This is a genomic window from Nonomuraea sp. NPDC049141, from assembly GCF_040648415.1.
GTDB lineage: Bacteria > Actinomycetota > Actinomycetes > Streptosporangiales > Streptosporangiaceae > Nonomuraea.
Map to the genome: position 1 here is coordinate 1 of NZ_JBEZDR010000198.1, position 1,611 is coordinate 1,611.

A 1,611-nucleotide genomic window follows, 5' to 3' on the forward strand; every position below is an offset into this window, starting at 1 on the left:
CGGCGCCGCGCCCACATCACCCCGCCCCCGACGCTCCGGGCGCGGCGCGCCACCCCTGCTTCCGGACAGGGGTATCGACAAGATCACGCCAGGGGTTGGACCATCGTGGGAAGGGTAGGTGACTCCGGCACGGGGCCCCAGAAGCCGCAGCTACGCTCAGTACGCTCATTCGCGGTTGACCCGTCAGCACCCGGAGGTGGCCGAACGTGACCGTCCGCAGCTCCTTTGTCGTAGTGGCGAACCGGCTACCCGTCGACGAGGTGAGCACCCCCGAAGGACGGCAGTGGCGTCGCAGCCCCGGAGGGCTGGTGACCGCACTGCACCCCGTCCTCGCCGAGCACCAGGGCACCTGGGTCGGCTGGGCCGGCGGCACCGGCGCCGCCCCCGAGCCCTTCGACCTGGAGGGCATCCGGCTGCACCCGGTACCGCTGAGCGCGGAGGAACTGGAGCGCTACTACGAGGGCCAGTCCAACGCGACGATCTGGCCGCTCTACCACGACGCGGTGGAGACGCCGGCCTACAAGCGCCGCTGGCGCGAGGCGTACCGCCTGGTCAACGCCCGCTTCGCGGAGGCCGCGGCGGAGGTCGCGGCCGAGGGGGCGACGGTCTGGGTGCAGGACTACCAGCTCCAGCTCGTCCCGGCGATGCTCCGCGAGCTGCGGCCCGACCTGCGGATCGGCTTCTTCCTGCACATCCCGTTCCCGCCCATCGAGCTGTTCATGCAGATGCCGTTCCGCACCGAGATCCTGCGCGGCCTGCTCGGCGCCGACCTGGTCGGGTTCCAGCAGCGCCTCGCCGCGCAGAACTTCGTCCGGCTGGCCCGGCACCTGCTCGGGCTGCGCTACGAGGGGCAGATGATCCAGGTCGACGGCCGCCAGGTGAAGGCCGGCGCGTTCCCGATCTCCATCGACACCAGGGAGATGGAGCGGCTGGCCACCGACCCGGCGATCCAGGCCCGGGCGAAGGAGATCCGCGAGGAGCTGGGCAACCCGAAGACGATCATCCTGGGCGTCGACCGGCTGGATTACACCAAGGGCATCGAGTTGCGCCTGAAGGCCTTCCGCGAACTGCTGGCTGACGGAAAGTTGACAGTTCCCGACGCGGTCATGGTGCAGGTCGCCACGCCCAGCCGCGAGCGCGTGGAGCACTACCAGGCACTACGCGTGAAGGTGGAGCGCGAGGTCGGCCGGATTAATGGCGAATTCGGCAGGGTCGGCGTGCCGGCGGTGCATTATCTGCATCAGTCGTACAGTCGCACTGAACTGGCCGCGATGTACGCCGCCGCGGACGTGATGATGGTGACCCCGCTGCGAGACGGAATGAATCTGGTAGCCAAGGAGTACGTCGCATCGCGCGCCGACCAGGGCGGTGCACTCGTGCTCAGCGAGTTCGCCGGCGCCGCAACCGAGCTGCGTCAGGCGTTCCTGTGTAACCCGCACGACCCAGACGCGGTCAAGGACGCCCTGCTGAGGGCCGTGCATGTCGAGAAGCCGGAGGCCCGCCGCAGAATGCGGACAATGCAACGCCACCTACGCACCCACGACGTGGGGCACTGGGCGAAGTCGTTCCTCACCGAGCTCGGTGTGCCTCAATCGGAGGTCGCGTGAACGC

The 1,611-nt window shown here is 69.2% G+C and carries 1 protein-coding gene; it reads left to right on the forward strand.

The genetic code is table 11. From position 1 onward, the window contains the following. Positions 1-206 precede the first annotated feature (206 nt). The gene (locus AB0B91_RS65830) at positions 207-1,607 is read left to right on the forward strand and encodes a trehalose-6-phosphate synthase (RefSeq protein WP_088998779.1); all 1,401 of its coding nucleotides are present in this window, start codon (positions 207-209) and stop codon (positions 1,605-1,607) included. The last annotated feature ends 4 nt before the right edge of the window (positions 1,608-1,611 follow it).